Source organism: Brevibacillus brevis NBRC 100599 (assembly GCF_000010165.1).
GTDB classification, from domain to species: Bacteria; Bacillota; Bacilli; order Brevibacillales; family Brevibacillaceae; genus Brevibacillus; species Brevibacillus brevis_D.
Genome location: NC_012491.1, coordinates 3,906,827 through 3,933,042 on the forward strand (window position 1 = coordinate 3,906,827; position 26,216 = coordinate 3,933,042).

General features: G+C 48.2%; 29 protein-coding genes and 1 other RNA gene. 9 read left to right on the forward strand and 21 right to left on the reverse strand.

Annotated features, from left to right (window positions below):
* Positions 1-4: 4 nt before the first annotated feature.
* The 11 genes from BBR47_RS18680 to BBR47_RS18730 all read right to left on the reverse strand — a co-directional run bounded on the left by BBR47_RS18680 (position 5) and on the right by BBR47_RS18730 (position 10,620).
* The gene (locus tag BBR47_RS18680; protein ID WP_015891991.1) at positions 5-760 is read right to left on the reverse strand and encodes a Stp1/IreP family PP2C-type Ser/Thr phosphatase; all 756 of its coding nucleotides are present in this window, start codon (positions 758-760) and stop codon (positions 5-7) included.
* 4 nt (positions 761-764) lie between these two features.
* Complete coding sequence (gene rlmN, locus BBR47_RS18685; protein ID WP_015891992.1) at positions 765-1,835, reverse strand: 23S rRNA (adenine(2503)-C(2))-methyltransferase RlmN; 1,071 nt, start codon at positions 1,833-1,835, stop codon at positions 765-767.
* A gap of 211 nt (positions 1,836-2,046) precedes the next feature.
* Positions 2,047-3,393, reverse strand: a complete 1,347-nt coding sequence (gene rsmB, locus BBR47_RS18690) for a 16S rRNA (cytosine(967)-C(5))-methyltransferase RsmB (protein WP_015891993.1) — start codon at positions 3,391-3,393, stop codon at positions 2,047-2,049.
* A 3-nt stretch (positions 3,394-3,396) separates the two neighbouring features.
* On the reverse strand, positions 3,397-4,347 hold the full coding sequence (fmt, locus tag BBR47_RS18695) for a methionyl-tRNA formyltransferase (protein ID WP_015891994.1): 951 nt from the start codon (positions 4,345-4,347) through the stop codon (positions 3,397-3,399).
* A 4-nt stretch (positions 4,348-4,351) separates the two neighbouring features.
* Complete coding sequence (def, locus tag BBR47_RS18700) at positions 4,352-4,828, reverse strand: peptide deformylase (RefSeq protein WP_015891995.1); 477 nt, start codon at positions 4,826-4,828, stop codon at positions 4,352-4,354.
* Positions 4,829-4,844: 16 nt separating this feature from the next.
* Positions 4,845-7,280, reverse strand: a complete 2,436-nt coding sequence (priA, locus tag BBR47_RS18705) for a primosomal protein N' (RefSeq protein WP_015891996.1) — start codon at positions 7,278-7,280, stop codon at positions 4,845-4,847.
* Positions 7,277-8,524, reverse strand: a complete 1,248-nt coding sequence (gene coaBC / locus BBR47_RS18710) for a bifunctional phosphopantothenoylcysteine decarboxylase/phosphopantothenate--cysteine ligase CoaBC (RefSeq protein WP_015891997.1) — start codon at positions 8,522-8,524, stop codon at positions 7,277-7,279. Before coaBC ends, priA begins: the two co-directional genes overlap by 4 nt.
* Positions 8,525-8,599: 75 nt before the next feature.
* Entirely contained in the window at positions 8,600-8,806 is a 207-nt protein-coding gene (gene rpoZ, locus BBR47_RS18715; protein ID WP_007728388.1) for a DNA-directed RNA polymerase subunit omega, read from the reverse strand.
* A gap of 4 nt (positions 8,807-8,810) precedes the next feature.
* Positions 8,811-9,431: a guanylate kinase gene (gmk, locus tag BBR47_RS18720; RefSeq protein ID WP_015891998.1), complete on the reverse strand. Its 621-nt coding sequence runs from the start codon at positions 9,429-9,431 to the stop codon at positions 8,811-8,813.
* A 16-nt stretch (positions 9,432-9,447) separates the two neighbouring features.
* On the reverse strand, positions 9,448-9,708 hold the full coding sequence (gene remA, locus BBR47_RS18725; RefSeq protein WP_015891999.1) for an extracellular matrix/biofilm regulator RemA: 261 nt from the start codon (positions 9,706-9,708) through the stop codon (positions 9,448-9,450).
* A 24-nt stretch (positions 9,709-9,732) separates the two neighbouring features.
* On the reverse strand, positions 9,733-10,620 hold the full coding sequence (locus BBR47_RS18730; RefSeq protein ID WP_015892000.1) for a YicC/YloC family endoribonuclease: 888 nt from the start codon (positions 10,618-10,620) through the stop codon (positions 9,733-9,735).
* Positions 10,621-10,798: 178 nt separating this feature from the next.
* Here BBR47_RS18730 and BBR47_RS18735 point away from each other — a divergent pair, with 178 nt between their 5' ends.
* The 3 genes from BBR47_RS18735 to BBR47_RS18745 are packed head-to-tail and all read left to right on the forward strand — an operon-like array spanning position 10,799 to position 13,389.
* Positions 10,799-12,538 carry an Rqc2 family fibronectin-binding protein gene (locus BBR47_RS18735; protein ID WP_015892001.1) on the forward strand — a complete coding sequence of 580 codons (1,740 nt, stop codon included), beginning with the start codon at positions 10,799-10,801 and terminating at the stop codon, positions 12,536-12,538.
* A 36-nt stretch (positions 12,539-12,574) separates the two neighbouring features.
* A complete protein-coding gene (locus BBR47_RS18740) occupies positions 12,575-12,916 on the forward strand; it encodes a DUF2512 family protein (protein WP_015892002.1) in 342 nt (113 codons plus the stop codon).
* A gap of 32 nt (positions 12,917-12,948) precedes the next feature.
* Entirely contained in the window at positions 12,949-13,389 is a 441-nt protein-coding gene (locus BBR47_RS18745; RefSeq protein WP_015892003.1) for a hypothetical protein, read from the forward strand.
* 89 nt (positions 13,390-13,478) lie between these two features.
* Here the strand turns inward: BBR47_RS18745 and ssrS are convergent.
* From ssrS to BBR47_RS30970, 5 genes are all read right to left on the reverse strand, one after another.
* Positions 13,479-13,669, reverse strand: a non-coding RNA gene (gene ssrS / locus BBR47_RS29935) — 6S RNA.
* 110 nt (positions 13,670-13,779) lie between these two features.
* Positions 13,780-14,550: an enoyl-CoA hydratase/isomerase family protein gene (locus tag BBR47_RS18750; protein ID WP_015892004.1), complete on the reverse strand. Its 771-nt coding sequence runs from the start codon at positions 14,548-14,550 to the stop codon at positions 13,780-13,782.
* Positions 14,551-14,568: 18 nt separating this feature from the next.
* A complete protein-coding gene (locus BBR47_RS18755; RefSeq protein ID WP_015892005.1) occupies positions 14,569-15,744 on the reverse strand; it encodes a CaiB/BaiF CoA transferase family protein in 1,176 nt (391 codons plus the stop codon).
* Between the two features lie 131 nt (positions 15,745-15,875).
* Entirely contained in the window at positions 15,876-16,226 is a 351-nt protein-coding gene (locus BBR47_RS18760; RefSeq protein WP_015892006.1) for a DUF4870 domain-containing protein, read from the reverse strand.
* 96 nt (positions 16,227-16,322) lie between these two features.
* Positions 16,323-16,604: a hypothetical protein gene (locus BBR47_RS30970; protein ID WP_155801101.1), complete on the reverse strand. Its 282-nt coding sequence runs from the start codon at positions 16,602-16,604 to the stop codon at positions 16,323-16,325.
* A 279-nt stretch (positions 16,605-16,883) separates the two neighbouring features.
* Between BBR47_RS30970 and BBR47_RS29940 the strand changes: the two genes are divergently transcribed.
* Positions 16,884-17,054, forward strand: coding sequence for a YjzC family protein (locus BBR47_RS29940; protein ID WP_007728413.1), 171 nt, complete (start codon positions 16,884-16,886; stop codon positions 17,052-17,054).
* Between the two features lie 50 nt (positions 17,055-17,104).
* Here BBR47_RS29940 and BBR47_RS18770 read toward each other — a convergent pair whose 3' ends face one another.
* Positions 17,105-17,359, reverse strand: a complete 255-nt coding sequence (locus BBR47_RS18770) for a hypothetical protein (protein WP_015892007.1) — start codon at positions 17,357-17,359, stop codon at positions 17,105-17,107.
* 91 nt (positions 17,360-17,450) lie between these two features.
* Between BBR47_RS18770 and BBR47_RS18775 the strand changes: the two genes are divergently transcribed.
* Entirely contained in the window at positions 17,451-17,984 is a 534-nt protein-coding gene (locus BBR47_RS18775) for a DUF309 domain-containing protein (protein WP_015892008.1), read from the forward strand.
* Here the strand turns inward: BBR47_RS18775 and BBR47_RS18780 are convergent.
* Together BBR47_RS18780 and BBR47_RS18785 are read right to left on the reverse strand one after the other, a co-directional pair.
* The gene (locus BBR47_RS18780) at positions 17,981-18,535 is read right to left on the reverse strand and encodes an RNA 2'-phosphotransferase (RefSeq protein ID WP_231850496.1); all 555 of its coding nucleotides are present in this window, start codon (positions 18,533-18,535) and stop codon (positions 17,981-17,983) included. The genes BBR47_RS18775 and BBR47_RS18780 overlap by 4 nt on opposite strands.
* Before the next feature lie 18 nt (positions 18,536-18,553).
* Positions 18,554-19,234, reverse strand: coding sequence for a CPBP family intramembrane glutamic endopeptidase (locus tag BBR47_RS18785; protein ID WP_015892010.1), 681 nt, complete (start codon positions 19,232-19,234; stop codon positions 18,554-18,556).
* Positions 19,235-19,427: 193 nt separating this feature from the next.
* Here BBR47_RS18785 and BBR47_RS18790 point away from each other — a divergent pair, with 193 nt between their 5' ends.
* From BBR47_RS18790 to ltrA, 3 genes are all read left to right on the forward strand, one after another.
* The gene (locus tag BBR47_RS18790; RefSeq protein WP_015892011.1) at positions 19,428-20,627 is read left to right on the forward strand and encodes an MFS transporter; all 1,200 of its coding nucleotides are present in this window, start codon (positions 19,428-19,430) and stop codon (positions 20,625-20,627) included.
* Between the two features lie 98 nt (positions 20,628-20,725).
* Entirely contained in the window at positions 20,726-21,205 is a 480-nt protein-coding gene (locus BBR47_RS18795) for a CcdC family protein (RefSeq protein ID WP_015892012.1), read from the forward strand.
* A gap of 591 nt (positions 21,206-21,796) precedes the next feature.
* Positions 21,797-23,059 carry a group II intron reverse transcriptase/maturase gene (gene ltrA, locus BBR47_RS18800; RefSeq protein WP_012684507.1) on the forward strand — a complete coding sequence of 421 codons (1,263 nt, stop codon included), beginning with the start codon at positions 21,797-21,799 and terminating at the stop codon, positions 23,057-23,059.
* 78 nt (positions 23,060-23,137) lie between these two features.
* Here ltrA and BBR47_RS18805 read toward each other — a convergent pair whose 3' ends face one another.
* Complete coding sequence (locus BBR47_RS18805) at positions 23,138-24,019, reverse strand: hypothetical protein (protein WP_015892013.1); 882 nt, start codon at positions 24,017-24,019, stop codon at positions 23,138-23,140.
* A 309-nt stretch (positions 24,020-24,328) separates the two neighbouring features.
* Here BBR47_RS18805 and BBR47_RS18810 point away from each other — a divergent pair, with 309 nt between their 5' ends.
* Positions 24,329-25,309 (forward strand): arsenic resistance protein, encoded by a 981-nt coding sequence (locus BBR47_RS18810; RefSeq protein WP_015892014.1) that lies wholly within the window; start codon positions 24,329-24,331, stop codon positions 25,307-25,309.
* 55 nt (positions 25,310-25,364) lie between these two features.
* On the opposite strand, the gene BBR47_RS18815 is transcribed toward BBR47_RS18810, so the two are convergent.
* Positions 25,365-26,180 carry a VOC family protein gene (locus BBR47_RS18815; protein ID WP_015892015.1) on the reverse strand — a complete coding sequence of 272 codons (816 nt, stop codon included), beginning with the start codon at positions 26,178-26,180 and terminating at the stop codon, positions 25,365-25,367.
* Between the last annotated feature and the right edge of the window lie 36 nt (positions 26,181-26,216).

Genomic DNA, 26,216 nt, shown 5'->3' on the forward strand with positions numbered 1-26,216 from the left:
TCTCTCACCCCTCTTTCTGACCGGCATCAAGCGTATTTCGTACGGCAACCAGCGTTATGTTATCTTCCCCACCAGCATCCAGTGCTTCCTGCACCAAACCGTCCACCTTCGCTTGTAACGATATCTGTTTCTGCAACTTTTCTTCCAAGGAAGGATGACTGACCTTGTTGCTCAATCCATCTGAGCAAATCAAGACGATATCACCCTCTGACCATTCAAACTGCCCAAGATCAATGAGTACATCCGGTTCTGTCCCGAGTGAACGCATAATAACATTGCGGTGAGGGTGGACAGACGCCTCCTCGGCTGTAATCTGTCCACTTTTCATCAGCTCATTGACAAGGGAATGGTCTTCTGTTTTCATGACCAGTCCGTCTTGGTTGTAAAAATACAGACGGCTGTCACCGATATGCGCGGTAATCACGGAGGATTGGTCGAACAAGGCAGCAACTACGGTTGTGCCCATGCCACTGCACTCCGGATGTTCAAGCGCATATTCATAGACTTCTTTATTCGCAAGCAGAACGGCGTTCATCAATTGCTCACGCACATCCTCTGCTTCGAGGTCCCCATCTAGGTGACGCAGTTCTTTCACTATTCGCTCAACAGCTAGGCGACTGGCAATATCACCAGCCTGATGGCCACCCATACCATCTGCTACAATGGCGAGCACGCGTCCGTTTAAATCGGTCACACAGGCATAATAGTCCTCGTTAACCTGACGAACCCGACCAACATGGGATTTCATCGCGATTTCCATGGCATCACCCCACGGTTTCTTTAGCGTGTTGTGCCCTCAATTGTCCACAAGCAGCAGCAATGTCACTGCCTTGCTCGCGTCTGATGGTCACATTGATTCCTTTTTCCTCTAAAATGCGTTTGAACTGAAAAATCTCATTACGTGGCGTGCGTACATAATCACGCTCTGGCACGTAGTTTACCGGGATCAGATTCACGTGGCAAAGCATGTCGCCAATGAGTTCGGCCAGCTCCTCTGCATGCTCGGGCTGATCGTTTTTCCCGCCGAATAGACCGTACTCAAAGCTGATGCGACGCCCTGTCTTGTTAATGTAATGGTGACATGCCTCCATCAGCTTAGCAAGCGGAAAGCCACGGTTGATCGGCATCAGCTGGCTTCTCAGCTCTGTGTTTGGAGCGTGCAGGGAAATCGCCAGGTTCACTTGTCCGCCTCGTTCAGCAAACTCGTAAATCTTCGGTACAATTCCACTGGTGGAAACCGTAATGTGACGAGCACCGATATTCAATCCACGGTTATCGTTGATGACGGACAAGAACGCCATCAAGCTCTCGAAGTTCTCGAACGGCTCCCCGATCCCCATGACGACAACGTGACTGACACGCTCACCTTCCGCATCCAGTCTGCGTTGTGCCGTCAATACTTGAGAGACGATTTCACCTGCATCCAGGTTACGCTTCAGTCCACCTAATGTAGATGCACAAAACGTACAACCAATACGGCACCCCACCTGTGTCGTAACACAAATGCTGTTTCCGTAGTTATGACGCATAATCACTGTCTCAATCGCATGTCCATCGACAAGCTGGAACAAAAACTTGATCGTCCCATCCTGCGATTCCTGATGCGTGATTTCCTTGAGTGGCTCCATACGGAATGTATCAGCCAGCTTTTCGCGCAGCTCCTTGGACAAATTGCTCATCTCTTCAAAAGAAGAGACGCGTTTTACATATAGCCAGTCAAAAATTTGTTGCGCACGAAATGCTTTGTCGCCTGCACTAACCAGCCATTCTTTCATTTCATCTTGCGTTAAACTGTAAATAAGCGGCTTTGCGCCAGTAAATGTCGTTAACGGCATTCTATCTCCACATCCTCAAAATCATTGCTTGCCTAAATCCATTCTATCATTGTACCTCGTGGGGCGTCTCGCTTCAAACGGTTTTGACATCCAGATTCACAAATGCGTCGCTTTTCCTAGTGTAAACCAATCTAAGCGCGCGCAAACAAAGGCAAAGGAGTGGCATTTTCCACCTGTTGGTGCGCCACCCCTTGTTTGTACATCCGTTACCTTATCCTCTTCGTTTCAATCGCGCGATAAAGAATCCATCACTCTCGAAATGGTGAGGCAAAATTTGCACGCAGGCTCCGGTTTCATCGACATGCCCTCTGACAGCCTCAGGCAGGTCTTGTGCCAGTGTATCATCAAATACGAAATCAGGGTGTTCTTCAACAAAGCGGCGAACAATCTCCTGGTTTTCTGCTGGCTCAATCGTACATGTGCTGTAAACCATGACACCACCCTCTGCGAGTAGCGGCGCCAATGTTTTGAGCAGTTCGTACTGTAGCTGAGCAATCGCACGGACATCTTCCGGCGTTTTGTTCCACTTCAGATCAGGCTTGCGACGAATCACGCCAAATCCGGTGCATGGCGCATCCAGCAGGATTCGATCGAAAGTTCCCAGCGCTTTTTCGGGCAGGTCTAGTGCATCACTTACGATTGGCTGGATGATCGTAATCCCGAGTCTTTTCGCTGCATTTGCAATCAGATCGCGTTTGTGCGGATGCACGTCACTCGCTATGATTTCCCCGCGGTTTTCCATCATTTCGGCTATGTGCGTTGTTTTTCCACCAGGTGCCGCGCAAGCATCCAGTACACGCATACCTGGTTGGGCAGCAAGAGCTGGTGCTACGAGCATGGAACTCTCATCCTGGATCGTGAAGTAGCCTTCCTTGAACAAGCGAGAGCCTGCTACATGTCCGCCTTCCATCAGAATAGCATGAGGACTGACAGACGACGCTTGTCCTTCAAGCCCTTCTTCCGCCAGCTTGTCCAGCACTTGATCCTTCGTCGTTTTCCATGCATTGACCCGGATAGCGCTATGCGGGGTTCTGTTGTTGGCTTCGCAAATGGCAATCGTCGTCTCTTCGCCATATACGTTAAGCCACTGACGCACAAGCCATTCCGGATGCGAATAGGCTACGGCGATTTGCAAGGCACGGCTGCCTTTTGGCTGACGCTCCCACACATCCGGCTGGCGCAACACATTGCGCAAGACACCGTTGACCATCGAAGCAATCCCTTGGTGACCGCGTTTCTTGGCGATTTCAACCGCCTGGTGTACGGCAGCGCGCTCAGGAATACGGTCCAAAAAGTGAATTTGATACAAGCTGAGACGCAACAAATTACGGACCCAGGTCTGGACCTTTTTATTCCCGACAAAATGGGACAGGACATGATCCAGCGTCATCTTGCGCTGTATGGTACCGTACACAAGCTCTGTCACCAGCCCTGCATCTGCTGCACTTAGATTTTCCCGATCCAAGACATTGCGCAGTTCAAGATTGCTGTAGGACTTATGTTCTTCTACCCTGTTCAAAACATCGAGGGCGATATCGCGAGCTCCCTTTTTTGCCACGGACTATTCTCCTACCTTTGTGCCGATTTCAATGCTGCTGCCCGCTCCGCGCAAAAAGTCGAGTGCACTCATACGTTTTTTGCCTTCTGGCTGCAATTCGGTTATTTTCACAGCACCGCTACCGCAAGCGACAACGATACCGTCTTCCTCACAGGCGATGATGGTTCCCGGCTCTTTGCCTTCACCGGACGCAGGCATTTTTTCTACCCACCACAGCTTCCAAATCTTTCCTTCGCATGTGGTAAATGCGACAGGCCATGGATTCAAGCCGCGGACTTGGTTGTAAATCTGTTCCGCAGAACGGCTCCAGTCAATTTTTTCGTCTGTACGCTTGATATTCGGGGCAAAAGTCGCTTCCGAATGATCCTGTTGCTCTGCTACAAGCTCACCAGCCAACAGGGGCGGAACAGTAGCAATCAACAGCTCAGAGCCTGCCGCAGCCAATTTGTCATGTAAGGTCCCCACTGTATCGCGCTCTTCAATCGGCACGACTACCTTGGACAGCATATCCCCTGCATCGAGAGCTTCCACCATGTACATGATCGTTACGCCTGTTTCCGCTTCTCCCTCAACAATCGATTTATGAATCGGGGCACCCCCGCGATATTTCGGCAAAAGAGAGGCGTGCACATTAATGCAGCCATATTTCGGGGCATCGAGCAGTTTTTTAGGCAAAATCTGCCCATATGCCGCGGTAATGATCAGATCAGGCTTGAGGGCCAGCACTTCTTCAAGCGCTTCCTCTGCCTTGATTTTTTCCGGTTGCAATACCAAAAGTCCATGACGCAAAGCCGCCTCCTTCACGGGGGGCGGCGTCAATACTTGCTTGCGTCCAACGGGACGATCGGGTTGTGTTACGACTCCAATCACGTTGTAGCCTGCTTCGAGTACTGCCGTAAGACTCGATACAGCAAAGTCAGGCGTACCCATAAACAGGATGCGAGCATCTTTCAAATGGTTATTCCCCTTCCTGGTTCGGGTTTACTTTGTACACCTTGTCAGCTACATCGATAAAGAGGACACCGTTCAAATGATCGATTTCATGTTGAGCACAACGGGACAACAGGTCGTCTGCCTCGAGCTCAACCACATTCCCGTTACGGTCATGACCGCGCAGCTTGATCCACTTGTGGCGACGAACGTCTCCTTGCAGGCCAGGAATGCTCAAGCAACCTTCTGGATAATCGTATTGCTCCCCTTCATGCTCAATGATTTCCGGATTGATCATTTCAATCAGTCCATCACCGCAATCCATCACGATGACACGCTTGGAGATGCCCACTTGTGGAGCAGCCAAGCCTACACCGTCTGCATCGTACATCGTGTCTGCCATATCATCAAGCAGCTTGTGCAAGTTGGAATTAAATTTGGTTACGACCATTGCCTTTTCACGCAAAATCGGATCTGGATGTTTTACAATTGTGCGAATCGCCATGTGTTTCATATCCTCCCTAAAGCAGTACGTAAGGGTCGACGTCAATCGTCATCAATACTTTCTGCTGTTTGTTCCATTCTTCAAACGCAGCCGTCGCCTGAGCGAGCAGCTCTGACAGTTGCGGTTCATCACGATATTTTAGCATGATCTGAAAACGAAATCTATCCTTCACCCTTGCAATGGGCGAAGCCACAGGGCCCAAGAGGATCGTCGTCTGTGCCAAACGCTGCCGCAAATAGTCAGCCATCGTATGCGCACCACGGATCACAACAGGTACCTCCTCGTGGCTAAACGTAATTAATACGAGACGGAAATATGGCGGGTAGCCTGTTCGTCTGCGCTGCATCATTTCATCCTGATAAAATGCGGGATAATCATGTTTAGTCGCATGAACAATGCTATAGTGCTCCGGCGTATACGTCTGAATCACAACATCGCCGTCCAGCTCATGCCGTCCTGCCCGTCCACCTACCTGCGTCAAAAGCTGAAATGTCTTCTCCGCTGCACGGAAGTCGGGCAGATGCAAGGACGTATCCGCTGCAATGATGCCCGCCAGCGTCACTCGTGGAAAATCAAGTCCCTTGGCAATCATCTGCGTACCGAGCAGAACGTCGCCTTGACCTGAGCGGAATTTATTTAGCAGCTCTTCGTGAGAGCCTTTTCGCGAGGTCGTGTCCACATCCATTCGGATGACCCGAATTCCAGGGAAAAGTTTTGCCAGCTCGGCTTCCACCTTTTGCGTTCCCGTACCAAAAAAGCGGATATGCTCACTTTGACACTCCGGACAATGCTTAGGCTGTGCAATGGTGTATCCACAGTAATGGCAGCGCGCCGTATGATTCGATTTATGATAAGTAAGCGAGATGTCGCAATGAATGCAACGCATCGTATATCCGCAGGAGCGGCACATGACAAAGGTAGAAAAGCCTCTTCGATTAAGGAAAATGACCATCTGTTCTTCTTTTGCCAATCGATCCGCAATCATCTCATGCAGCTTCCGGCTGAACATCGAGCGATTCTGGGCCTGAAGCTCCTCGCGCATATCCACGACATGTACCTCTGGCATCGGGCGATTCCCGACACGCTCCGGCATACGCAACAGCTCGTATCGGCCTCGCGTAGCCAATGCATACGTCTCCAAGGCAGGAGTCGCGCTTCCCATGACAAGGACACCCTGATTCTCTTTCGCTCGCCACAGAGCTACTTCTCGTGCATGATATCGCGGGGTCTCTTCTTGCTTATACGAACTCTCATGCTCTTCATCGATCACAATCAAGCCAACATTCCGAAACGGAGCAAAGATGGCAGATCGGGCACCCACCACCACTTTCACTTGCTTGCGAATGATCTTGCGCCACTCGTCAAAACGCTCTCCTTGCGACAACGCACTGTGCAAGACAGCTACATCTGCGCCAAAACGAGCTTTGAAGCGCTCAACCATTTGCGGAGTCAGTGCGATTTCAGGAACGAGAAAGATCGCCTCGCGCCCTTTTTCCAACGTGCGTTCGATCGCTTCAAGATATACTTCTGTCTTACCGCTTCCGGTAACCCCGTGGAGCAAGTAAGAAGCATAGGTTCCCGATTCAATCGATTGCAAGATAGGTGTCAGTACCTCTTCCTGTAACGGGGTAAAGACAGGCTTCTGCTTATCCTGGAATCGTCGATTAGCGTACGGGTCCCGGTAAACCTCCACTTGCTCGATCGCGATCCAGCCTTTTGCTTCCAGGCTTTTCAGTGGAGAGCGCGTAATTCCGTATTCATCCCGCAGCATTTGTACAGATAAGGACTGCTCGTTGTGCATGAGCATCAGTTGAAGGACACGGCGCATCTGCTCTGCCCGTGCTGGCAACGAACCAATCGCTTCCTCCAGCTTCCCCTCATCCAATAAGCTTCGGACAAATGATTGCTGCTTGCGAGTTATTTTGTCTCTTACTTGATACTCCGTAGCAAGCAGACCGCTTTGTATCCAGCCCGGAACGAGTAAATACTCCTCTGCAAATTGTTTCTCCACTTCTGTCAGCAGTAGTTGCCGTTTGCGAAACAATTCCCACAGAAGCCCCGATCTCCCGCATGCCTCTTCATCCAATGCGTCTGTCGCTGTCAACCACTTCTCCGACTTCCCTTTGAGCACAGCCGGAAGCATCGCCTGTACAGCTGTTACCCACGGACACAAGTATTGCTTGGACATCCATTCGCTCATCTTTAGCAGCTCTGGCGTGAGAGGAGGAGTGTCGTCTTGTACCTGCACGACATCTTTTAGTCGCGAACGATCTGGTATGGCTTGGTCGTCCTCTACGATCCCGATAACATAGCCTTGCAATTGACGAGGGCCAAACGGGACAACCACGCGGCTACCAATGCGAATCAGTGGACGCAACCAAGGCGGAACATGGTAATCAAAAGGTCGATTCGTTCGATTGACCGGAACGTCCACGATAATTTGGGCAATCATGACAGGTCTTGGAGCGGCCTATGCTCTTGCACCGCAAGGACAGCATCAAACAGCTTGTCTGCCACAGCCCGCTTACTCAATTTATCCAATGCCAGTTGCTCTCCGCCACGGGTTAGCAAGGTCACGATATTCGTATCGCTCCCCATACCTGCTCCCTCAAGCAACACATTATTGGCTACGATCATATCGAGATTTTTTCGCTCCAGCTTGGACTGGGCATGCTGTAACACATTTTGGGTCTCTGCTGCAAAGCCTACGACGAATTGCTTCGTTTTGCGCTCACCGATCGTCTTTAAAATATCGGGTGCTTTTTCTAGCACGAGGTCGAGTGGACCATCACCCTTTTTCAGCTTATGTTCAGCTACATGCTTCGGTCGATAATCGGAAACGGCTGCTGATTTGACGACAATGTCACAGTGTGGCAACTGCTCCATGACGGCATCGAACATTTCTTGTACCGATTCCACCGCGATGAATTCTACTCCATCAGGACGTGCCAAGGTTGTCGGCCCACTGACCAACGTGACCTTTGCCCCTCTGTCTCGTGCCGCTTCCGCGATGGCGTAGCCCATTTTTCCTGAAGCATGATTGGTTATGTAACGAACGGGATCAATTTTTTCACGAGTCGGTCCCGCTGTGATCAGTACGTGCTTGTCCTGCAAATCTTTTTCTCGGATCGTTTGTCTGGTCTCATCGGAGGCAAACCACTGACGCACAGCTTCGACGATCTCCTCTGGCTCCGCCAAACGCCCTTTGCCAATCCAGCCACATGCCAAAAGCCCGACACCCGGTTCCACAAACCGATAACCATAAGCCGTAAGCTTATCCATATTGGCGATAACCGCGGGGTGATTGTACATATTGACGTTCATGGCAGGCGCGACCATGACAGGCGCTTTCGTAGCCAATACAGTCGTCGTCAGCATATCATCCGCAATGCCATTCGCCATTTTGCCAATCACGTTTGCCGTTGCTGGCGCAATCAAAATGAGATCAGCTCGATCAGCCAGTTCAATATGGCTAATCACATGTGGATCTGGCTCCGTAAATGTATCTGTATAAACAGGCAGGTGAGACAAGGCTTGAAACGTCAAAGGCTGAACAAACTGCAAGGCGCTCTCTGTCAAAATGACATGCACCAATGCACCTACTTGTGTCAACTTGCTGGTCAGTGCAGCAGCCTTATAAGCAGCAATGCCGCCAGATACTCCAAGAACAATTCGTTTTCCTGCAAGCGAATGCATCTGCACTCTCTCCTTTCTCCCCTATCCGAAATCCGAAAAAAACAACCTCGTGAGGTTGTTTTTAAAGGTGACTGCTTATTTGCGACCGTCCAAAAACTCGTGAACGAGCTCGTCGGAGATGAACTCCTCCAGTGCCAAACCTACAAACTTTTTGGATTTTGGTCTCACGACTTGAACTTCGCTGTTTTCGCGAAGCTGACGCGCACGCTTGGATGCGACTGTCACCAGGATGTACTTGCTCTCTGCCTTTTCGGTCAATTCGTCAATAGATGGATACAACATAATTCTATTCAACCTCCTGTAACCATTTGCGATATTTGTGAACCTGACGATCTTTTTTCAGATGCTCCGCTGTAATAATCGCTTGGATACGATCGCACGCCGATTCGATGACGTCATTGACGACTACATAATCGTAGTGGTCCATGAGCTCGATTTCAGCACGCGCCACTTCCATGCGTTTGCGAATGATCTCTTGTGATTCTGTCCCGCGTCCCACGATCCGGTTTTCCAGTTCGTTTAAATCAGGCGGAGCCAGGAACAGGAATGTACCTTGCGGGAAGCTCTCTTTTACTTGAAGAGCACCCTGAACTTCAATCTCAAGAATGACATCGCGCCCTTCATTGAGCATATCGTCCACGAACTGACGAGGGGTTCCGTAGTAATTCCCCACGTATTCTGCCCATTCCAGGAGAGCATCTTCTTCAATCATCCGCTTGAACTCTTCCTGGCTTTTAAAAAAGTAATTAACTCCTTCTACCTCTCCAGGACGCGGCTGGCGTGTGGTAGCGGAAACAGAATACACCAGACCAGGCATCACTTCACGAAGTGCCTTGCATACTGTTCCTTTTCCCACACCAGCTGGTCCGGAAAGAACCAAAAGGAGACCACGATCAACCATGCTCATTGTTTACACTCCTACTTTATTCGTCCGATTCGTCATCCTTCGTAGTCAAGCGTTGTGCCACTGTTTCTGGCTGTACCGCTGACAAAATCACGTGATCGCTGTCTGTAATAATGACCGCACGTGTACGTCTCCCATAGGTAGCGTCCACTAGCATGTTGCGATCGCGCGCTTCCTGGATGATCCGTTTGATAGGAGCGGACTCCGGACTTACAATTGAAATAATGCGGTTGGCATTGACGATGTTGCCAAAACCGATATTGATTAGCTTGATTGCCATGACGGCCCAGCCCATCCTTTCATGCTACTCGACATTCTGTATTTGCTCCCGCATCTTCTCCAGTTCTGTCTTGATCTCGACAGCTAAATGCTGAATGCGCAAATGATTCGCTTTGGAAGCAATCGTATTGGCTTCCCGATTCATTTCCTGGAGCAGAAAATCCAGTTTTCGACCAATTGCTTCTTCTTTGCCTAATTGATTGGCAAACTGTTGGCAATGACTATCTAAACGGGTCAACTCTTCACTAATATCACTTTTATCAGCGAAAAAGGCAACCTCTTGCGCTACACGAGCAGGGTCCAATTCAAAAGGCGTCAAACCGGCCCACTCACTTACGCGTTGCTCGAGTCGGCCCTTATAATCTTCCTTACAAAGTGGGGCCAACTGGGAGATCTCCCGCGTCCATGTGTTGACGGCAGTCAGGCGACTGGCTAGATCAGCGTGCAACAGTTTACCCTCGGTCTCTTTCATCGAAACGAGATCCAAGGCGGCGCCCCTGACTAGGTCTTGGAGCCACTCTGCCAGCTCCTCCACATTGTCGTCCTCTGACTCTTTGGTATGTATCACGCCAGGAAAGTGTAGCAGATCCTTGACGGTTAAAGGCGTCTCTAGCGCAAAACGCTGAGTCATCTCGCGGGAAATGGAGACTAGCTGTTCAGCTACATCCCAGTCAATGTCCATAACCGTAGCAGAAGAACTTTTCCCTTCCACTGAGACATTGACATCGACACGCCCTCTTTTGACATACTGTGCAACCAGCTTACGAATCGAATCCTCAAGCATATTCCACGCTTTGGGCAGGCGCACGACAATCTCAGAAAAGCGGTGATTCACTGCACGTATCTCGACTGTTGCTCGAATGGAGCCTTTGCTATCTTCTTTTCTACCGTAACCAGTCATGCTTCGAATCACAAGTTTTCACTTCCATAGACGCAAAATCGTTAATTTATTATAGGAGACAACTCTTGGCAGTGTCAACCGAAGCACCCCCACCACGATGAGATTCCTCCTTGCTCTGACTTATGCTACACTGTGACTGGCAGCTCTCTATCTATTATTCTAGCCATTTTTTTGATCTGAGGTGACTTTTGTGGCATTTGATGGCGTAGTAACCCGCTCTGTTGCGCGGGAATTACATAAACTGGTAGGAGGACGCATCTCAAAAATCCACCAGCCCCACCATAGCGATATTATTATGCAAGTACGGACACAAGGAGAAACGGTAAAATTCCTCCTGTCTGCAAACCCGACCTATCCCCGCTTACACATCACGACAGAAGAATTCACGAATCCGCTGGAAGCTCCGATGTTTTGCATGCTATTGCGCAAGCATTGTGAGGGCGGCGTAATTGAATCCGTCCGGCAAATCGGGATGGAGCGAATCATTCACATCGACGTACGCACCCGGGATGAGCTGGGTGACACGGCTGTCCGCCGCATTATTGTAGAGATCATGGGCAAGCACAGCAACATCATCCTCATCGATCCTGCAACCGGAATAATTTTGGATAGCGCCATGCACGTGACGCTCGCCATCAGCCAGTACAGACAAGTTACGCCCGGCAGACCTTACGTCACTCCTCCGAGCCAAGATAAACGCGACCCTCTCACTGTAACGGAGCAAGCGTTTATTTCTTCCCTCGATTGGAACGGCGGTCGTTTGGACAAGCAAATCGTAGATGGCTATACCGGGATCAGTCCCTTATTGGCAAAAGAAATTTTGCACAGAGCCGGCCTCGCGAATCGTGAATCACTGTGGGCTGCCTTTTCACAGGTGATGAAAGCAATCAGCGATCATGCGTATGTGCCATCCATTGTAGAGGCAAACGGCAAAGCGTATTTTCACGTCGTCGAGCTGACACATCTCTCAAATGGAGTTACAACCCCCTATCCTTCCGTCCAAGAATGCTTGCAGGCATTTTACGAAGGAAAGGCGCTCCGTGACACCGTCAAACAACGTGCGCACGATTTGATTCGCTTTGTCACTGTTGAGCGCAATAAAAATGTAAAGAAAATCGAGAAGCTCCAGCAAACGCTGAAAGATGCGCATGAAGCAGATCTGTTTCGTCTGTACGGTGAATTGATCACCGCCAATATGCACCAAATGAAGCGAGGGGATCGCGAGCTCGTCACAGTCAACTGGTATGACGAAGCGGGAGGTACCATCACCATTCCGCTCGACCCATTAAAGACCCCGTCGGAAAATTTGCAGTCGTATTACAAACGGTATAACAAGGCCAAAAACAGCCTTTCCATCGTGAGTGAGCAGATTGAGCAAGCGCAGGCTGAACTCTTGTATTTGGACGGCGTATTGGTCCAACTGGAACATGCCACCCTAAAAGATGCCGAAGAAATTCGCGAGGAGCTCGTTGAGCAAGGCTACATGCGAGATCGTAAAAAACGTGGCCCGCGCAAGAAAAAAGATACCCGACCAGAGCTGGATACGTACCTTTCTTCGGATGGCATTGAAATTTTGGTCGGCAAAAACAATAAACAAAATGAATACCTGACCAACAAGCTCGCATCGTCGCAAGAAACATGGCTGCACACCAAGGATATTCCTGGATCCCATGTGGTCATTCGCGCTCGGGAATTTTCGGATGAGACGTTGCTTGAAGCAGCCAATCTGGCGGCTTTCTTCAGTCGCGCCAAAGAAGGAAGTCAGATTCCCGTAGATTATACGCTCGTGAAGCATGTAAAAAAACCGAGCGGGGCCAAGCCTGGCTATGTGATCTACGAACAGCAACGAACGCTGTATGTGACACCGGATGAAGCACTGATCCGCCGTTTAAAATCAAACACCTCTTCTACGAATAGTGCGACTACCTAAGTTCATACTAAGGGCATGAAAGGTGGTGTTCGCTCTTTGAACATCGTTCTCAAGCTCTTGTTTAACGGAATCATTGCCATTCCAGGGCTTTGGTGGTCAGGGACGTCCCTTATGTTTGCCGTGCTCGCAAGCGTGATTGTTAGTTTACTGGGTTATGTATTGGATTTGACAATCCTCCCTCGTACAAACAATACGTTTGCAAGCACCGCTGATTTCTTGTTCGTGTATGCCTCCTTGTGGCTTGGCTGTTACTTGTTTGGTCAGACCATATCCTTATCAGGTTTGCTGTTGACGACATTTGCCATTACGGTGGTGGAATACTTTTTCCATGGTTACCTGCAACGGCACGGCGTCCACCATTCCAAACATCCGGGCTGAAGCATCATTTCTATTTTGGAAGGAGGATCAGGATGAACGTTATTGGCATCATCCAGACCGATCTGAACGAATTCAACGTGCTGTTTGAGCAGCAAGGTGGAAACGGACAAGGACAGCAATCACACGACGGCGGACAAAACCATCAACAAGACCAAGACAGCGACTCGATGTTTCTCAGCTTTCTCGATGAACAACCGAGTTCAAATGAACACAGCGGGCAAGGGAACAGTCAAGGCGGAGGCCAAGGCGGACAACAGCAAAATGGCCCGCAAGAGCTGACCGTCCGCATTAAAGGAATTCCTGAGGGACAAAAAGCGAATTTCCTGCAAATGTATCAAATTCTTCAAGATGCCCAAGACTCCCAAACCCTTGAAAAGGACCTGACCATTGTCGATCACGGGGATCAAGACCAGGGCGCCCAAAAACAAGGGCAGGGCCACGGCTCGGGCAAGCAAAACAAAACCACTCATTAGTTTGAAGACAAAAAACAAAAACCACCTGGAAGCAGATTCCAAGTGGTTTTTGTTTTTGCTATCGGTCATTCATTGCGTTCATAAACGGCCAAGTCCCCGCTCTGCCGTTGACCTCATGTTTCTATAACCTGCGCTCACACAGGTGGGCGACCCTTCTGTACTTCAACCTTCCCATGCATCCAAAAAGGAGGTGGGCCTGACATCCATCACAGTTTCCGTCTCCCGAAAAACACGTATAAGGTTAGAAACATTTACGGCCTATCGTACATCGCAGGATCTTGATATCCCTACTTTAACACAGAATGGTCCTTTGCTCAACGGATAAAGTTCCCTTTGGACTTTTCAATCTTATCAATCCCATGAGCTAAGCATTTCCCTGCCAAAAAATCGCTACGTCCGCTTTACCTTCGCTTGTACAAGCGTCTGAAATTCAGGACGTGCGATCAGGGATGGCTGCTGTTGCTTTTCCCAGTCTAGGGCATATTCTAGGCCCTCTATCTGGCAGCGTCCCAACCCTTCTTTGGTTACGGCATACGCTTGTTTCGGCAGGCGACGTACCGCAGTAACCAATTTTTCCAGCTCACTTTCGACTTGACTGGCTTCAACGGCTCGATAGATCAAGCCGATTTCCTCCGCCTTTTTCCCTGTAATCCTTTCTCCCAGCAATGCGAGCCGCTTCGCCCACGCCGTACCAACAAGCCTCGGCAAAAGGTATGTCCCGCCAAAATCCGTTGTCAGACCGATCTGGACAAAGGGCTCCTGCAACAGAGCATCTTCCGTCGCAATGACAAAATCAGCATGCAACGCAAGATTGAGTCCCGCTCCGACCGCTACTCCTTCGATGACTGCAATCACAGGCTTTGGCATTTGATGCAAATTAGCGATGAAATCATTAATGATCGTCAATGATTGATCAGCATCACTCTGATCCGTCAGCGCAGTCAACACGCCCAAATCCGCACCGGAGCAAAAGTTCCCTCCTGCTCCCCGCAAAAGAAGCACATCGACTTCCTCATCTGTTGAAGCTTTTGCAATCGCGTCCTGCAAAAGGGAAAACATTTCAACCGTCATCGCATTGAGGACGTGTGGCCTGTTTAGCGTCATCGTGCAGATTCCATCCGCTTTTGTTACGATCAATTGTGTTTGATGATCCTGTTCCATCCTTTTTCTCACCCTTTCCTATGAAGAAGCGGCAGGAATAACCCCCTGCCTTTGCAGCCGGCTCAAATCCTCTTCTGTGAGGTTCAGCTTGCGTTTTAGCAGCTCGTGCGTGTAATCGGTGTGCCATGGGGGTGACAACCTCTCCGCCCTATTGCGATGCGCGAAACTCCGCTCTTGATTGGGCGACTTCTTTTCCAAATAAGGAAGCGTATACGCTATCTCCCTGTTCGCAACGTACGGATTGTCTGCCCAGTTTTCCCAATCTTCAACGGCGGTCAGACAGCAATCCACCTCACTACCCAGCTCACTCCACTCGGCTTGGGTTCTGGACAGAAACAGTGCTTTCATATCGTCAAACATCTCTGGATGCAGAGCAACGCTAGCCCGGTGGCATAGCTCCCAGTCTGCTCTTCCTACCGCGCGGCAAAAATTGAGCCAGAACTTCTCTTCCAACGCAGCAAGTGCGACATACTGACCGTCTGCTGTCTCATAGACCTGATACGCCAGCAAACTCCCTCTCCCGGTCTCTCGTCCAATGGAGGAGCTGTATGACATAAACAGTGCGTGCAGCCCTGTCCAAGAGCTAAACAAGTCAGCCGATGAAACATCCAAATAAGCTCCCCGGCCTGTCCGCGTACGTTGCACAAGCGCCGCACATATTTGTTCACTGGCATACAGCCCGAGAGCGTAATCAGAAAGCGGAATATCTGCAACGACAGGCTTGCCTTCCAGATCGCGAACCAGTGAGAGAAATCCACTTACTGCCTGGACATTCAAGTCATGCCCCCCTATTTGGTATAGCTCGCCGCTTTGGCCATAGCCCGTCACAGAGCAATAAATGACCGCAGGGTGCATCTCCCACAGGTGATCGTAATCAAGTCCCAAATGTCGCATCACACCTGGTCGATAGCTTTCCACCACAACATCAGCCTGTCTGGCCAGAGCAAACGCGAGCGCTTTTCCCTCATTCGTCCGCAAATTTAAGGAAATACTTTTATGATTGCGATGTGAACGCAGGTAAAACGCTCCCGTCTCTCTAGCTTCCGAATGAGAAGGTCTGGTTAACGGTGAGTGAGCTTTGTCGTGAAACGGTTCCACCTCAATGACCTCTGCCCCCAAATCAGCCAGGCGCATCGTACAAAGCGGACCTGGAAGATGGCGAGAAAAATCAACTATTGTCACTCCCGTCAACATGATTTGACTCCCCCTTCACCGACTACACTCACTTGTAATTCGAGATGAACGACTGTTCACCCTCTTTTTTAATGGAAAATTCAAACAAATACAAAAAGCCGTCCCACAAGGAACGACTTTCCCAAGATCGGTTATTTGATAAACCGGAGAGTGAGCGGGTAACGGAATTCTTTTCCCTCATTCGCTTTCACCGCAGCGATGATAACGAAGATCGCCCAAAAAATAAAAAGGGCTCCCAATAATAGTGCGCCGATAAAAATGATAATCAATAAACTTGAAATGGCGGCATAAATCATTACCGAGATGCTAAAATTCAGGGCCTCTTTTCCATGCTGATAAAAAAAGGCTCCCTCTTCACGCTTGATCAACCATACGATTAAAGGTCCTAATACATTGCCGAACGGAACGACAAAACCAAGGAAGGCAGATAGATGTACGATCATCGCCCACATTCGCTCCTCTTTCCCATTCAGGAATTGCATACCCATACCTCCCTTAACCCTTTTCCACTATTGTACGACAAATTGCACGAAACTTGCGAAAAAACGAAAAAAGCGCCACCCCGGCGCCTTTCTCTATTAATACTTGCTCTCGTTACTTCCGCCGTGACTTCCACCGTAACCGCCGCCGTATCCGCCACCATAAGAGGAGCCGTAACCATCGAAGCCGCCATCGTAACCGCCGTAACCGCCGCCAAAGTGTTCAAAACCACCAAAGTGACCGTGACCGTGTCCACAACTACGACCGTATGGCTTACAATGGGTTCTGTAGTGTGGCTTGTAGAAGCAATGCTTTCTGTACACTTTCTTTTCGCAGCATTTAAAGCATCTGCGACGAGATCTTCTGCATCCGCAACTCATTAACCTCACTCCTTCCTTTTCGTTACATCTACAAGGTATGTAGGTGATGACATATCGGCATGGACAGAAGTCTAGATTCTAGTCAAAATCAGCGGATGTCTCGTAGGCTATTTTGCAGTAGGAGTGGTCAAATGCTGATTGGATCGCTGTTTTTCCGAGCAAGACAGCGGACCAGACGAAGCGAATTCAAAACTTATCGCCAATAAAAGGGAGGGCATTAAGCCTGTATACCGGGTCATACTAATGCAGATGACAAATCCTTAGGAAGAAGGTGCCTTCGTGGGAGAACACAGCCGTTTTCGTGAAGGAGAAAAGTCTCCGAAAAATGCCGTATACATGGAGATTGGTGAGTCCGGTGCAAGCGTGCAGGACCCGATGATCATCGAGCTTTCCAGAGGGGAAAAGTTCCCCGCTACACGAAATAAAAATCGCGTATGGACGCAAAAGTAAGGAATGCAAAAAACCAACCTGGCAGCATGCACAAGGTTGGTTTCTCTTTTTTACGAATGGTCGTCGTCTTCGTCGTCGTTTTCTTCCTCTTCGTCTTCTTCATCGCCGCTTACGTAAATAATGGTGACACCCAAGCTCTCCAATAACGAAAGGACTTCTTTGTTCAACTCCTGATCCATGAGCAATCCCAGGCTTTCCACAAGCTCGAGCTCTTCCAGCTCGCCCTGTTCAGCATCCTCGATCAGTTCTATAATTTCGGTCATTCGCTTTTTTTCCAATACGGCTACGAGTTCATCTCTTGTCATAAATCGTTTTACACCTCATTTTCTACTCTCTATGCTTTATAATAGTACATAAACGATCCATTGAAAACCAAGCAGTGAGGTGAAGATCACCATGTATCCGCAACCGTATCTGGATTATTTGATCCAGTTTCATGTAGAACGCGATTATTTTGAGTGTCATGAGATTCTCGAGGAGTATTGGAAAAGCGCTCCTCCCCATGAGCGACAGCCTGTGTGGGTTGGTTTGATTCAAATCTCCGTCGCTCTTTATCATCAGAGACGCGGGAATCAGGCAGGTGCAATCAAGATGCTCACGAGCGCCATTTCCCTTGTCAAAAAGCATCATCTAGACATCCAAAAGCTTGGGTTGGATAGTGATAGTCTGGCGAGCCTGCTTGAAGAGCGTCTGACAGAAATGCAAAATGGTCAGCCCTATCGAAGCATGTCTCTGCCCATGTCCGATGCTTTGAAACAGGCATATCAAGAGGCTTGTACGATGCAAAATCACCCTGAGCATAGGGATAGCGATATGCAAGACGCCTACTTGCTGAATAAGCATACCTTGAGGGATCGCAGCGAAGTTATGGCAGAACGCCAGCACCAGCTACAAAAGCGCGAAGCACGTCGGAACAACGAGTCAAACTAATCTGCGCACAGCTGTAAATAACTGGATGGGACAGCGTCGCTCAAGCAATAGTGCTCACCCACTCGGTAAAAGCAAATGCCGGCTTCATGGGCTTCCTTTGCATTCACAGTGACGAGGCGCAATGTGTCTGTCGGCTCTCCTATATGCTCCGGTCTATCCGCAAGCTGCACATACTCACTGGCGATCGGTAACAGGCCGCCAGTGAGTACTTGTTTCAATAACTTTCGATGTGTCCCGTAATAGAGAACATCAGGTGGCACGATCTCCATGAGCCTGCTTTTTGCAATCGAGGGCAAAAAGCCGTAGGTAACTCGAATGAGTGATCCTCCGTCCCATTCGATACTCCGCTCCGGATCGAATTCCACGACTTGATGAAGATCTTGCCTGGTTATGTATGCGCACCCTTTCAGTGTATGAAGATATTCCAGCAACGGCTCAACCGGGGTATACCCATACGTGTCATAGTAGAGTTGAAATGCTTCACTGTTTTGCCGAAGTATGCTAAGCAATCGCTTGCGAAGTCTCGTTTCCTTATGTATCGCCAGCATCATTTTCTCCCTCCTATCCGGTCAATAAATCCAAAGAACCACAGCTAGTGCGAGACCCAAATCCGCGAGTAAATGACTAATCCAGTTTGGATAAATCGAAGGAAACATTTCTTTCAGCCATCCCCATATCAGCCCTACACCAAAAACCAACGACGTTATGAACAAGCCGTTTCGCAAACCAAATAGGAGCGTAGAGATAATCAGGTGATACAAAGAATAAAAAAAGCCAGAAAGAAAAATGGATAGGAAGCGGGATAAGGATGCACGAAACCGCTGCAATACGAAGCCTCGCCAGAACAATTCTTCCAGCAGCGAGTTAATGAAAATAAGATAGACGGAAAAAACCCAAATCCAGCGGCGCTTAATCCCCCATGCTTCCATGCCTGCTCGAACAGCTTCAGGTCTTCCCGGTTCCTGCAAGAGCAACCAAAGTCCAGCAAGCACTCCTGTCAACATCAGAACGCCAAGTGCCAGTCCGTATAAAGTACCCTGCCATTCAAAACTTCCCCACGCGGACTGCCATTGCTTGCGCAAATCTCCTTCCCACCATCCGTGAATGACGGGAATACAGATGCATACGAGCACATGAAAAGAAAAAAACGTGATAATGACACTATGCTTTTCCACCAGTCCGTAAAAGATCGTGAGTGTCGCAGCAAACCCATACACAATCAACAGTAGCAACGTTCGTTTTCGCGCCATTTACGAATATCTCCTTTGGGCGTAATGGCCGCAGCATTGCGTTAGTTTGTCCGTTATGAATACGAAGAATACCCACAAAGACAATAAATATACAAGCGTTTGCATGAATGCTATACTAGAGAAATCGCTTTTTCTCAAATGAAAGGATCGGTTTAAATTTTTACCTATCTAACGAATGTTTGGAGTGGCTCTCATGTTATGGCGTAATCGTACCTTTCTGCTTTTAATGAGCGGAGAGATCGTCGCGGGAGCGGGCATGTGGATTTCGATTATTGCCAATCTTTCGTTCATGCAGAAACTTGTTCCTTCTGATACGGTGAAGGGCTTGATTCTGATGTGTGGATTGGTGGTCAGCATTCTCCTCGCCCCAAAAGCGGGTGTGGTGATTGACATGTACGACAAAGGCAAGATCATGCTGTTTGCCAGCCTGATCCGGACACTTAGCCCAGTCTTCATGTTCCCAGCTCTTGCAAATGATTCTCTTCTGTGGATGATCGTATCTTTGATCGTGATGCAATGCTCTGCTGCTTTTTATTTTCCGACCGTGCAGGCTTCCTTGCCAGCCATCCTTTCTCAGGACGAGTTACTCAAGGCGAACAGCGCATATTTGAATATCTCTACGCTCTCGCGCATTGGCGGAACAGCAATCGGCGGTATACTCGTTGCGTCCATGGACCTGTCCATGCTGTATGTATTCTCTATCATCGCGTATGCAGTACTCGCTGTGGTCACGCTCTTTCTCCGCATTCCTCCAGTCACTTCTCGGAAAATTCAGGAAAAAGTGGAGTTTCGCGAAGTACTGACGATCTCGCGACAAGACCCGGCTTTGTTTGTCGGACTGATTAATAATGGGTTGATCACCTTGTTCCTTGGTGGTGTGAACCTGATGATCTTGAACTTTAGTGAGCTGCAACAGGAACCTCAGCTCATGGGATGGATCTATGCGGCAGAAGGAATCAGCATTTTGATTGGGGGACTCTTGGCAAAACGTTGGATAGGTCACAGAAATCTCGTGGCAGCTTCCACCATCATGCTCTTTTTCTTCGCGCTGTCCCAGTTTGGCATGTCATTCGCCGATAACAAATTCATGGTCCTTGCTTCCTTCTCCGTGTTCGGCTTTGTCGTTGCTTTCTTCTTCCCGGTCACCGCAACGATTTTCCAGAAGCGCCTGCCACCACACCAGCAAGGGCGATTCTTTTCTTTCAAGAGCATGCTAGATCGTGGATTTTTCTTGTTGGCTCTTGCGATTACAGGAGTTGGGCTGGACCTTCTCGGCATTAGCGGCTACCTCCTTTTCATAGGCTCGCTAACACTGCTCTTTGGCTTGTTAACTTTTATTTACAGTAAAAAGCATAAGCTGGATGTTCGCTCTCATGATGAAGCTGCTGCCTAATATCGGAATGGAACGTACCAAGACAACCGCTTTCCTATCGACCATGCTTTGGTGTACACTAGTGAATGTACGTTGAACACGAATGGAGGCGTTTTTCCATGCAGATCCTTTCCTCTCCCGTTTTGGGAATCCTGCTGCCTCTCGTGATGGCTATTGCAGTGATCTTTTTGAGAATGCGTCGGCAAAAAAAGCCAGCTTCTGCAAAAAGCATTATTTTGCCACCATTCTTTATGGCGACAGGGTTTGCGATGTTCTTGTTCCCGGAGGCGCAATTACCGCCCAAGTTTGATATTGCAGCCTTTGTGGTTGGGGTAATCTTTTCGATTCCGTTGATTATGACGTCACGTTTCGAAATCATTGGGCAAGATGTGTATTTGAAACGGTCCCGTGCGTTTTTCTTCATTTTGTCCGGTCTGTTGGTCATCCGGCTGATTATTAAACTGTTGATCAATGATAGCTTTACACCGATTCAAACAGGTGGACTGTTCTTCTTGCTCGCATTTGGTATGCTCGTGCCTTGGCGTATCGCGATGCTGGTGATGTACCGGAATTTAACTAAAAAAACGTTTGGTACCTAGTAAAAAAACCACCTCCATTGCGAGGTGGTTTCTTTCAGTGCGCCCAGCATGGGCGATAACTCTAGGGTGTAAGTCCCGAACGGGGGTTGGCTGTACCAACCGTTAGCTCAAGGCAAGGGTGTCTACCGTGAGGTGGAATCTGGAGGAAGCCGGCGGCAAAGTCCCGACCTGAGGTACACGAATCCAATTTGAGGCTGTTGTATTCGGGCGAGTCTGCTGAACAAGACGAAGCCCTATACAGCCAAGGAATACAGCAGTAAACTTGGGCAGGTACATGGGATGAAAGTTATCGCTCTTACCTGGGGAGGTCTGCATGAAGTGCCTTCAAATGTTGGTAACCGTCTCCGTAAGGAGTCGCTGAACATGCAGAAGTCAGCAGAAGCCATAGTACCCAAATAAAGGACGCTTGAACGGGGAAGGGCTGAACATTAAGTCAACACATCCGCTAATCACTTTCGTGATCATACTGTGAAGCAGAATTCCGTAAGGAACTACTCTTGGAGAATAAGGGTGAAGCCCTGAGGGTACAAGAGAGGGCTGAGTATTGACCGACAAGACTAGAAGGATGCGTGCGAAGGAAAGGGTATCGTCATGGAGTTGTTGGAGAAAGTCCTATCACGGGAAAATCTATTAGTGGCGCTCGAAAGAGTGGAGAGAAACAAAGGATCGGCGGGAATCGACAGTGTTTCAACCGAACAACTGCGCGATTATATCCGTGAACACTGGTTAACCATTAAAGAACAGATTATGAAAGGAACCTATAAACCTTCCCCTGTCCGCAGAGTCGAAATCCCGAAAACTGACGGAGGGGTAAGGTTATTAGGTATTCCTACCGTGATAGATCGCTTAATCCAACAAGCCATTCTCCAAGTTCTTACTCCCATATTCGATCCCCACTTTTCAGAATCGAGTTTCGGATTCCGACCGAATCGCAGTGCGCATGACGCTATGAGACAGGCACAATCTTATATTTCCGAAGGATATCGCTTTGTCGTAGATATGGACTTAGAGAAATTCTTCGACCGGGTAAATCACGATATTTTAATGAGTCGGGTTGCCCGAAAAGTAAAAGACAAAGCTTTGTTGAAACTTATTCGCGCATACTTACAAGCAGGCATCATGATCAATGGAGTCTGCCTCTCGGCAGTAGAAGGCACACCACAAGGTGGCCCGCTTAGTCCGTTATTGGCGAACATCCTGCTTGACGACTTGGATAAAGAGCTGGAAAAGAGAGGACATCGCTTTTGTAGATATGCAGACGATAGCAACATCTACGTGAAAACAAAGCGGGCGGGAGAACGGGTAAAAGAGAGTATCCAAAACTACTTGGAGAAGGTACTTAAGCTAAAAGTAAATGAGCAGAAAAGTGCAGTGGATCGACCTTGGAAACGTAAGTTCCTCGGTTTCAGTTTCACTAACGCAAAGCAAGCAAGGATTCGGCTTCATCCAAAATCACTTCTGAAGTTGAAAGAGAAAATCCGCTTCATCACAAATCCGGTATGGAGCATCTCTATGGATGAAAGGATTGGGAAGCTAAACCAGTATCTCATGGGATGGGTTGGATATTTCGCCCTTGCAGATGCAAAGAAAATTCTACAATCCATCGAAGAATGGATACGGCGCAGACTCCGACTTTGCTTGTGGTCTCAGTGGAAGCGAATAAAAACCCGATATCGAGAACTTCGTTCTCTGGGTTTATCACACGTCCAAGCAATAGAAATTGCAAACACCCGAAAGGGTGCGTGGCGTTCCACAAAGACTCCTCAAATACACAAAGCCCTCGGAGTTGCATACTGGCAACAACAAGGGCTGAAAAGTTTAGTACAACGATATTCTGTTCTTCGTCAAGCTTGATGAACCGCCGTATACCGGACGGTACGTACGGTGGTGTGAGAGGACGGGAGTTAGTCACTCCCTCCTACTCGATTTTATTCAATCATCAAAAAAGAAATCTGCATTCGCTTCACATCTATTTGATAATCCAGAACCAGTCGGTAATTCGTAAGGCTCCCCTTTCCCGCAAACAGTGATGGGGTACCCTTCCGTCGGAAGTTGATCATTGGTAATGGTTTTGATTTCTTTCCCCTGGATCACATATTTTTGCTGATACTCGTCAGCATTCTTTATCCGTTCTCCATCGAATCTGAGGGTATACCCTACAAATGGCTGTTCCAGAGAAAGGTTTCGAACCTGGACCTCATCCAACACTTCAAAAAATCTCGAAGCCTCTACAAATTCCCCATATTCGACCCCTTTAGCACCGATTTTCTCAGCGCGGATTGTATATCGATTTGTGTCAGCAGAAAAATGGATATCATAATAAATGGAGTCCTTTTCTGAAACGCTGACTACATAATAGTACAAGCGATCAATCAGACCATTTTTTTGATAATGCGACTTGAAATATACCAGCCGTGCATGCTCGTCGATTTTGAGTTGATCTCGAATCGTCCTCCAATCATTCGTGAATTTGATTTGAAACATATTGTTGCTGGCAGCTACTACATCTCGTGGACGTTCAAACAGTTCCCTCTCCACTGCTGGCGAAATCAAATACAGGATGAGGAAACATGCTAAACCGAGATAAGCGGAACGTTTTTTTGTTTTCACATTCGTCATTGGACGGAAAATCAAAAGAAATAGCAAAAAGCCCAAAGGTAACGGCATCTCGTTTACCTTAAAAGCAAATGCCCCTAACCAAAAATATCCGACAATTTTCCATCCTAGGTTTGACTCGGTTTCTTCACGTTTTTTGTAAATAAAGACTAACAGAACAATTAGGATGATGGCTAACAAGATACTCATTATGGGCATCTCGATCACCTCTACTTTCTTCTGTTATATTATATCTTTACTTTTATGCTTTTTCACCCAAATTTAACTATTTTTACAAATTCGAATTTTTCGTTCCGTTCCTCTGCCGGTGTCTCTTCGTTGCTTGCCACTCTATCTTCCCCTTCCGTAACGAGATATAATGGTTAAATTATAACTGAACTTAGTATTGGGCAACGCCGCTATGACGAACGACTTCTTGGAGGACTGAGCTGTAAATATCTTACATGGTCAGAATCCTTGGAGAAGATTGAAAATACAAGGTCGTGTTAGGAAGGGGAAGTGCAAGAGGTGATTTCAAGAGAAGAATTGGAAAAGAATCAAGTATGGCTCTATGCTTTCGTACTACTTATTGCCGCTGGAGTAGGCTTGTTATGGCCAGAATCCAGTGAGAGCTTAGATAGCATGATTTCATTGATACTTGCCATCTTACTGTATGGGATGTTTGCCCAAATACCGTTTTTTCGTTTGAAAGAGGCACTATCGAATCGAAAGTTCATTTATGCACTACTTGTTACGAATTACATAGCTGTACCTATCCTTGTTTGGGGGTTGACTTATTTTCTTCCAAACGATCCAGCAATACGATTAGGTGTACTTCTTGTTTTGCTTACTCCCTGCATTGATTATGTTATCGTCTTTACACAACTTGGGAGAGGGAACGAAAAGCTTGTTTTGGTTTCAACCCCTATACTCTTTGTCACCCAAATGCTTTTATTACCTATTTATTTAGGGCTTTTTATGGGCAAGACATCGGCAGAAATTGTGAGTGTCGGACCGTTTTTCGAAGCATTTTTTGGTCTTATTGTCGCTCCACTGGTACTTGCTCTCCTTACTCAATGGTGGTCTAGACGCCAACCATACGGAGAACGTTTTCTTGATGCTACAGCATGGCTTCCTGTGCCTTTTATGGCACTAACCCTTTTTATTGTTGTTGCCTCTCAAATCTCTAAACTATATACCTCTTTTCATTTTATTAGCCTAGTGATTCCCGTTTATGTAGCCTATATGGCCATAGCACCGATTCTTGCACGTATCGTTTCTCGAATATTCCGTTTAGATACTAGAGCAGGGCGGGCTCTTATCTTTAGTGCAGGAACCCGAAACTCTCTTGTCGTTCTTCCTTTTGCACTGGCGCTACCTGAACCTCTAAACGGGGTAGTGTCTGCTGTCATCGTAACGCAAACCATTGTAGAGCTGATTGGGGAACTAGTATATATTCGTCTTGTTCCACATGTACTTTTACGAGAGACGAAGGGAAATGCTGGTTAAACTATCTACCAGGGGTGGTGTCAACTTCATTGGTACCACCCCTTGTTCTAAATAACTATTCCAGCTCTGCTAGAAAGTAATATCCTCCACCAATCTTATACTCACTATTCGTCCCTCCTCCTGCCAACCTCGCAAAAAACGGTCTTTGCCCGCGTTTTTTCCATGCAGTCTGCGCCATTCCCTCCTCAGTCGGTTGGCAAAGTACTACATTTCCACCCGGAAGTTCAAATGCTTGGCAGATGGCCCCCAATTCTTTATCGTGGAATACTTCGCTCTTCTCCCACCCAAACCAGCTTTGCCAACGTGCTGTTGCTTCTTCCAAATCCGTCACGGCATACCCTACAGACTTGAGATCGGCAGCACCGTTCGGATGTGCGTTAATGATGCCGCGATTAGTCAAATCTTCTCTTCTCTCTGCATCCGTTTGCGACCATTCAATGAGAAAGGGCGGGAGAAGAGTACTATCTGCATCTTCGAGGAACAACATCCGCCATCGAAGCGTCGTGCCATCATCACGCGTACGACTTCCCGCAACAGGTCCAGTAACTTGCAAGCCTTGGCTTCGCAAGCGCTCTGCCCACGCATCCATCTCGTTGGTCCGAAGGGCAATCTGGTCAAATCCTTCTCCCTTTGCCTCATCCTCAATGCATTGACGTATTAGTGGATTCTCTGATTGTCGAGCAAGCTCCTGATGTTCAACCGCCAAAAACTCAACATAGGAAAGCCCGAAATAACTAAGGCTATTCCATGTCCCCCAAGACGCATGACGCCCTCCAGCAACCGCATGAAAACCCGCTTGGCAAAATTGCTCCGCTGCTTCCTGAGGAGTCCGATGTACAAAATGAACCAAATGATCAAAAGTTAATCGCACCTTTTTTCTCCCCTTTTTCGTATTACTTATAGGATA

What these genes read in the sequence shown, in the direction of transcription:
- BBR47_RS18680 (WP_015891991.1), bottom strand. Translation starts at nt 760, where the DNA reads ATGGAAATCGCGATGAAATCCCATGTTGGTCGGGTTCGTCAGGTTAAC.
- rlmN (WP_015891992.1), bottom strand. Translation starts at nt 1,835, where the DNA reads ATGCCGTTAACGACATTTACTGGCGCAAAGCCGCTTATTTACAGTTTA.
- def (WP_015891995.1), bottom strand. Translation starts at nt 4,828, where the DNA reads ATGGCGATTCGCACAATTGTAAAACATCCAGATCCGATTTTGCGTGAA.
- priA (WP_015891996.1), bottom strand. Translation starts at nt 7,280, where the DNA reads ATGATTGCCCAAATTATCGTGGACGTTCCGGTCAATCGAACGAATCGA.
- coaBC (WP_015891997.1), bottom strand. Translation starts at nt 8,524, where the DNA reads ATGCATTCGCTTGCAGGAAAACGAATTGTTCTTGGAGTATCTGGCGGC.
- rpoZ (WP_007728388.1), bottom strand. Translation starts at nt 8,806, where the DNA reads ATGTTGTATCCATCTATTGACGAATTGACCGAAAAGGCAGAGAGCAAG.
- gmk (WP_015891998.1), bottom strand. Translation starts at nt 9,431, where the DNA reads ATGAGCATGGTTGATCGTGGTCTCCTTTTGGTTCTTTCCGGACCAGCT.
- remA (WP_015891999.1), bottom strand. Translation starts at nt 9,708, where the DNA reads ATGGCAATCAAGCTAATCAATATCGGTTTTGGCAACATCGTCAATGCC.
- BBR47_RS18745 (WP_015892003.1), top strand. Translation starts at nt 12,949, where the DNA reads ATGAACGTTATTGGCATCATCCAGACCGATCTGAACGAATTCAACGTG.
- BBR47_RS18750 (WP_015892004.1), bottom strand. Translation starts at nt 14,550, where the DNA reads ATGGAACAGGATCATCAAACACAATTGATCGTAACAAAAGCGGATGGA.
- BBR47_RS18755 (WP_015892005.1), bottom strand. Translation starts at nt 15,744, where the DNA reads ATGTTGACGGGAGTGACAATAGTTGATTTTTCTCGCCATCTTCCAGGT.
- BBR47_RS18760 (WP_015892006.1), bottom strand. Translation starts at nt 16,226, where the DNA reads ATGCAATTCCTGAATGGGAAAGAGGAGCGAATGTGGGCGATGATCGTA.
- BBR47_RS30970 (WP_155801101.1), bottom strand. Translation starts at nt 16,604, where the DNA reads ATGAGTTGCGGATGCAGAAGATCTCGTCGCAGATGCTTTAAATGCTGC.
- BBR47_RS18770 (WP_015892007.1), bottom strand. Translation starts at nt 17,359, where the DNA reads ATGACAAGAGATGAACTCGTAGCCGTATTGGAAAAAAAGCGAATGACC.
- BBR47_RS18775 (WP_015892008.1), top strand. Translation starts at nt 17,451, where the DNA reads ATGTATCCGCAACCGTATCTGGATTATTTGATCCAGTTTCATGTAGAA.
- BBR47_RS18780 (WP_231850496.1), bottom strand. Translation starts at nt 18,535, where the DNA reads ATGATGCTGGCGATACATAAGGAAACGAGACTTCGCAAGCGATTGCTT.
- BBR47_RS18785 (WP_015892010.1), bottom strand. Translation starts at nt 19,234, where the DNA reads ATGGCGCGAAAACGAACGTTGCTACTGTTGATTGTGTATGGGTTTGCT.
- BBR47_RS18790 (WP_015892011.1), top strand. Translation starts at nt 19,428, where the DNA reads ATGTTATGGCGTAATCGTACCTTTCTGCTTTTAATGAGCGGAGAGATC.
- BBR47_RS18795 (WP_015892012.1), top strand. Translation starts at nt 20,726, where the DNA reads ATGCAGATCCTTTCCTCTCCCGTTTTGGGAATCCTGCTGCCTCTCGTG.
- ltrA (WP_012684507.1), top strand. Translation starts at nt 21,797, where the DNA reads ATGGAGTTGTTGGAGAAAGTCCTATCACGGGAAAATCTATTAGTGGCG.
- BBR47_RS18805 (WP_015892013.1), bottom strand. Translation starts at nt 24,019, where the DNA reads ATGCCCATAATGAGTATCTTGTTAGCCATCATCCTAATTGTTCTGTTA.